This window comes from Streptomyces rugosispiralis (genome assembly GCF_024505145.1).
Classification (GTDB): Bacteria; Actinomycetota; Actinomycetes; order Streptomycetales; family Streptomycetaceae; genus Streptomyces; species Streptomyces rugosispiralis.
This window is the reverse complement of sequence record NZ_JANIAA010000040.1, coordinates 84,850-90,849: the sequence shown is the minus strand read 5'-3', so window position 1 is coordinate 90,849 and position 6,000 is coordinate 84,850. Positions and strand designations below refer to the sequence as shown.

3 protein-coding genes are annotated in these 6,000 nt (G+C 66.0%); 2 read left to right on the top strand and 1 reads right to left on the bottom strand.

All coding sequences use genetic code 11. The annotated features are described in order from the left end of the window. The coding region (locus NP777_RS38105; protein WP_256654753.1) for a trypsin-like serine protease at positions 1-1,038 on the bottom strand (1,038 nt) is incomplete at its 3' end. Positions 1,039-1,568: 530 nt separating this feature from the next. On the opposite strand from NP777_RS38105, the gene NP777_RS38100 reads away from it, so the two are divergent. Both NP777_RS38100 and NP777_RS38095 read left to right on the top strand, forming a co-directional pair. Further along, entirely contained in the window at positions 1,569-4,868 is a 3,300-nt protein-coding gene (locus NP777_RS38100) for an ALF repeat-containing protein (RefSeq protein WP_256654752.1), read from the top strand. A gap of 81 nt (positions 4,869-4,949) precedes the next feature. Beyond that, on the top strand, positions 4,950-5,336 hold the full coding sequence (locus NP777_RS38095) for a hypothetical protein (protein WP_256654751.1): 387 nt from the start codon (positions 4,950-4,952) through the stop codon (positions 5,334-5,336). Positions 5,337-6,000: the final 664 nt, after the last annotated feature.

The following is a 6,000-nucleotide window of genomic DNA, read 5'->3' as shown; positions in this document are numbered from 1 at the left end:
CTTGCCGCTGAAGGTGCTGCCGCCGAGCCACGAGGAGATGTTGTCGGTGCGGGCCGCGAGCGCGTCTGTACCTTTTCCGGACTGCCCAAAGCAGCCGATATGGTCGGCGCGGCTCTGCACCGCCACGATGCGTCCCTTGCCGTCGAGAACAGGACCACCGGTGTCGCCCTTACAGATCCGACCGCCCGTCAGCTCCATGGTGGTGGCGGTGACGCTCTTCTGGGCCACGGTGCTGTGGTGAGGGCTGTTGGGTACCCACTCGGCGTCGGTACGGCCGAATCCTGCAGCCAGCAGCGCAGCTCCATCAGCGGAGGAGCTTCCCGCAAGTGTGGCGGGAGTGATGCCAGTGACCGGGGTGGCCAACCGGGCGAGCAGCACATCCCGGTCGCTCCGGGGTATCAAGTAATCGATCTTTACCGGTGCCTGCCCGGCGAAGGTGGCGGTGGCGTCGAACGTCGGCGCAGCCGCGGTCCGCAGCGGACGCGCTTGATTCTCCGTGAGGCAGCTTGCGGCGGTCAGCACCCACGTCCTGTCAACCAGTGCACCACTGCAGCTTCGGCCGCCGTCATAGCCCGGCTTGTTCATGGTGACACGGGCCAGCCACGGGCGATCGGCATCACCGGACAGCTTCGGCGGCGTTGGCTTGTCCTGGCCGACACTGATCTCGACCAGGAGGTGTTCGCGCGCTTGTGGGTCGGTGGATTCTCCGACCGGTGTCCACGTGTTCTTGGGGACCTCAACCTCCACCTTCTTGCTGTCTGGTGTGGTGAGGGTGATGTCGGCAGCGTGGTCGGCGCTGCCCATGACCGAGAATACGGCCGGGATCTCCATAGTGAGGTAACCAGAAGCGCCTGTGATGCGGAAACAGACCTTGTCGTTCGTCCGCGACCACACCTCCATCAGCCCCGCGGAGCTGCCGCATTCGGCAAGGATGATCTGGCCGTCACCGCGCTTGAGAGTGATCCCCTTTTCCTCTTTGATCTTGTCAGCGTCCGGGTGGACGAAGTCCTCGATCGCATAGCCGGTCTGGGGGTCCACGACCGCCATCATCGGCGGGCTGGGTAAGGACCCGGGTGAAGTGGGGGCGATGGCGGCGGTCGCGCATGCCGCCGCTGCCGCACCCGTGACGAGGGTCCGCCGAGCGAGCTTCATGTAAGTCCTCTGCGTAAAGGCGAGTTGATCCGCGCCCGCCCTGCCCGGGCAGTGTTCGCCAAGTGCGGTGGCGGTACAGGCACGGCGACGCCGAATCCAAACACATGTTTGTGCCGCCTGCTATATGACAAGTCAGGTGAAGTACCGTTAATCCGACACATAAGGCATCTGTAATCCTTCTCACAAGTTCACAGCTAGCGCACAGGTACCCAACGAACCCTTTGCGGGCATATGGTCACGCAACGTGTCTTCGTATGTCCCTGGCCAACACACGTACCGCTACCGGGACATGCGCATGATGACCCCACACGAACGTGCCCGTCGGCATGCCGTCGTCTGTGCGCCTGCCGCTGGACGCATCACCCGATAGGACTACTTTGGACACCAGTTACTGGAGCAGACGGCGCTTACTCGGCGTGGCAGCGGCCACCACCACCGCCGCTGCCACCTCGAGCCTCGTTCTCAACCCCCTGGCGGCTGTAGCGGCCCCCGCGGACGAAGGCACTGACACCGATCCACTCACCCTGCCCGACACCGACCGGGCCAAGGCCGTCAAGTCGTGGATGACCGGGGGCAAAGCCACCCGAGCCGCTGCGGAATCCGCCCTCCTCGGTTCCGATGCCGACGTCCAAACGTTCCTCGATCAAGAGCTGTCCAAAGCGACGGTGGAGGACAACCGGGTGGCCATCATGACCGCTCTCGCAAGGGCCGGAAAGGGCACCCGCCGCGAGGCCGTCGAGGCGATCGACGGTGGCGACGCGGCCATCGCCGCGTTCCTCAAGGACGGCTACGAGCCTGCCATCATGGAAGACCTCCGCGTGGCCACGGCGACGGTGATGGCGACCGGCGACAAGGCCGTACGCCGGGAGGCAGGCGCCGCCCTCGATACCGACACCCAGCCGTCGTTTGAAGCCTTCCTCACTGAAGGCCAGTACAGCGCCCGCCTGGAAGACATGCGGGTGGAGGTGTCGAAGATGCTCGTCGAGGCTGGGCCGGAGGTGCATAAGTACGCCTCCCGCGCCCTCTCCGGCACCGCCCAGGACGTCGAGTGGTTCCTCGACACCGGCCAGCACATCGCCCGGGCCCGCGACCAGGAGTCGGCGACGATCGAGGAACTCGTCGCGGTAGTCGAGCGCGAGGGCAAACGGGCCGACGCGAAGACCAAGCTCGCCGAGGAGGCATCCGCCCGCGCCGTCACGGCAGCTGAGAAGGCCAAGGAAGCCGCGCAAAAGGCAGCTGCCGAGGCCGAGGCGGCGAAGGACGACGTGGCCAGGTCCGGCAAGGCGGCCCGGAAGGCAGCCAGTGCAGCCAAGGGCGCGGCGGATGCCGCCCGCACTGCCATCCGCGCCTCGCATGCCGCTGTTGCCGCCTCCAGCCGCGCTGCCTACGCGGCAACAGCGGCGAGCCAGGCCGCCGCCACCGCCGGCAACGCCGCCGCCCGCGCCTACAAATCCGCCATCGCCGCCTCCAAAGACGCCTCGCAGGCGAGCGCCGCGAAGAACGCGGCGATCGCCGCGCGCAACGCTGCCGCAAAGGCCCGCAGCGCCGCGACGGCGGCCGACCACGCTGCCACCGCTTCCGCGCAGGCCGCCTCCGCCGGCTCCGCCGCCGCCAACGCCGCCCGCAATGCCGCCTCCGCAGCCAGCAGTGCCGCCACGGCGGCCTCCGCGGCAGGCAAGGCACAGGCAGAGGCAGCCGAAGCCAAACGGCAGGCGAACATCGCCAACGCCAACGCCACTCTCGCCACCAACGCGGCCGGGATGGCCCAGACCCTGGCCAATACCTCAGCTTCGGCAGCCCGCGACGCACGCGATCACGCGAACTCCGCAGCCAGCCACGCCGAGAAGGCCGCCGAAGCCGCTGAGTGGGCCGCCAAGTACGCGGGGCAGGCCCTCGAATACGCCAAGAAGTCCAGGGAGTTTGCCAACGCGGCCACCGAGGCGGCTAACACCGCCACCGCAGCAGTCATCAAGGCCGTCGAGGTGGAGAAGAAGGCCCGGGAGGCCGAATGGCAGCGCCTGGACGAGGACATGAAGCAGGCCCGGGAAGAGGCCCGACAGCTCGCGCAGATCGAAGCGCAGGAGCTTGCTGAACTTGCTGAAAAGCGTACACAGGAGGAGCAGACCGACAAGGCCACGAAGGACCTCATCGCCCGGGCCGAAGCGGCGCTGAAGGCGAACGACCTCGGCCTGGCCACCACTATGGGCCGCCAAGCCGCCGTCGCCCTCCTCGACTCGCACGGCACCTGGAGCAGGGAGGCGGCCCGTTTCGCCCTGTCGGGAGGCGAGGCCGACATCCACGCCTGGATCGACACCGACCGGACCCTCGCGCAGCAGCAGGACGACCACGAGACCGTCCTCTACCTCGCCCAAATTTCCAGCCCGGCCATCGCCGAGGCGGCTCAGAAAGCGTTGGAGAGCGATACGCCGGACGCCGTCGCCACGTTTCTGGAGACAGGCGCCATCGAAGCGGCCGCGATGGACAACCGCGTTCAAATTTTCCGTATCCTCGCCAACAGCCCTGGCAAGGCGGTCAATAAGGCAGCGACTGACGCGATCAACGCCGATACCGCCGCCGCCTTGCACGCATTCTTCAACACCACCTACCAGGAAGCGCTGAAAGAGGACGACGCGGTCGCCACCGCAACCATCCTCGCCAACGCGGGTCCCTACACCAAGGCCCACGCGCAAGCAGCGCTGGATGGCCCCGCGTGGATGCGGCGCAATTTCGTTGCCACGGTGCAGCACAAGACAGCCCAGCTGGACCACGACTCCGCCACCCACATCGCCGCCATCCAGGGCGCGAACGCCGCCGCCGCAAAGATCGCGTACAAGGCGCAGGAAGACGCGGCGCGCGCCCAGGAAGCGGCGGCCAAGGCACGCGACGCGGCTAAGGAGGCGGCGGAGTGGGCGGGCAAGGCCCAGGCGTCGGCCGACCAGGCGCTGTCGTCCGCGAAGGAGGCGCAGGCGAACGCGGATGCCGCCGACAAGTCGGCCGCGGCCGCGCAGGCATCCGCGGACAAGGCGAAGAAGGCAGCCACCACCGCCCGTTCGGCCGCGCGGTCAGCGAACTTCTCCGCCAACCGCGCCCAGAACGCTGCGACCCGAGCCGTGGCCTCCGCCAACAGCGCGCAAGCCTCTGCCACCCACGCCCGCGCTTCCGCCGTCCAGGCGGGCCAAGACGCCAAGACCGCGGCGAAGGCGGCGAGTCAGGCTCACCAGACCGCTGTGGCGAAACGGAAAGCCGAACTCGCGGCGGCGGCGAAGAAGGCGGCTGAGGAGGCACGGAAGGCCAGGGAGAGCGGGACCAACCCGGTCGACTCTTCCGACAACGACAGCGTCAGCGGCGGCGGCACTCCGTGGTGGAGGGACGCTGGATGGTGGGCGGACGCAACCAACAAGCTCAGCATCACCACCGGGTTCATCTCCGCCGGTCTGGGCATCTCCAGTCTGATCTTCCCACCGGCCGCAGCTGCCGCCGGCCTATTCGCCAACGTCTCCTTGGCGCTCGGAGGAATCAGTGCGGTGTTCACCGGAATCGAGCATGGATTCACGAGCCAGAAATTCTGGGCGTCCGTGGGAAGCGCCGGCCTGGCATTGATCACCTATGGGCAATCCAAGTGGATCGGCGCCTTGGGCGGCGGTAAGATCGTAACGAAGATCACGCAGTTCGGTCACGATCTTGTATCGCCGATCACCGGGTTACTCGGCCTGTAAGTACAACCTTGCTATGATTCACTTCAAGGGCTGGCGGCACGAAATGACCGCCAGCCCTTGCGCATGTCAAAGGAGTTTCTCATGCTCGCTTCGCTCCCCCTTGCATACCTATTACTCATGGCCCTCGTGGCGACGTTCCTTTTCTGCTTCGCCATGACCAAGTGGGTTCCGGTGCGAAAGGGCAGAGTGGCATGGCCTCTCATATGCGGAGTATGCTGCCTCGGTATGATCCTGGTCGGGCGACTCCAGCCCCAGCAGTGGTCCGTGCAGGACATGTTGGTTCTGTACTCCTTCGGATGGGCCGGGCTCACGATCGGTCTCTTCCCATCTAGAAAACTCATGCATGAGTACGCCACTGAGATCAACGAAGGAGTCAAGCGAGAGAAATATGAGTTCCCCGCACGCTATCAAGTTGCCGTGGTTTCATCCGTCATCATCGTGACATTCCTGGGCATCCTCCTGTCGTAGCGGTCAGACGCCTGTCCGGAAACGCAGGGCGCCTCAATATGCTGGGTCTGATAAGGCCGGAGGCGAGGTCCAGGTCCCCGCCTTGTGGTCATGCTGGCCCAGAGGGTGGTGAAGTTGTACGTGTTCCAGGTCCGCGCAGCAACGGGACGGGAAGCAGGTCGGCTTGGCGTAACGACCGTTGGGGAGGCTGCGCCGATAGGTAGTCTCCGAGGAGAGCCTTGCTGTCCGGCATTGTGGAGCTGATCGTGGCGATGTCCCTGATCAGGCCGGACGTGTGCGTGTGCTGCGGGTGCAGGGTGCAGGTTTGGCTGATGTGGAGCTGGTACCCGTTCCAGAATACGTCGCGTTTGGTGGACCAGCGGGCATCGGTGTCATGGCCGGGCGAACGGCTGTCACCTCCTTCGTTGGTCTTCTCTTACCGCTTGACCACCTCCCGGCCGCCTCGTGTGATGGTGCGGTGTAGTTCTGCGGTAGCACACACACTGCGGGCAGCTAGCGCAGCCGGAGTGAGGCGGTGCGATGCGGTCATGCGGTATTCCGCTGCATACCCGGACGGCCACGGGGATTGCCCTGATGCGTCTCTGATAGTGGTGGGTTCTTGTCGGATGTCACCAAGCGGTGCATGATGGAAGTGAATGCGAAGCTGGCCAACGGAGGCGTTTTC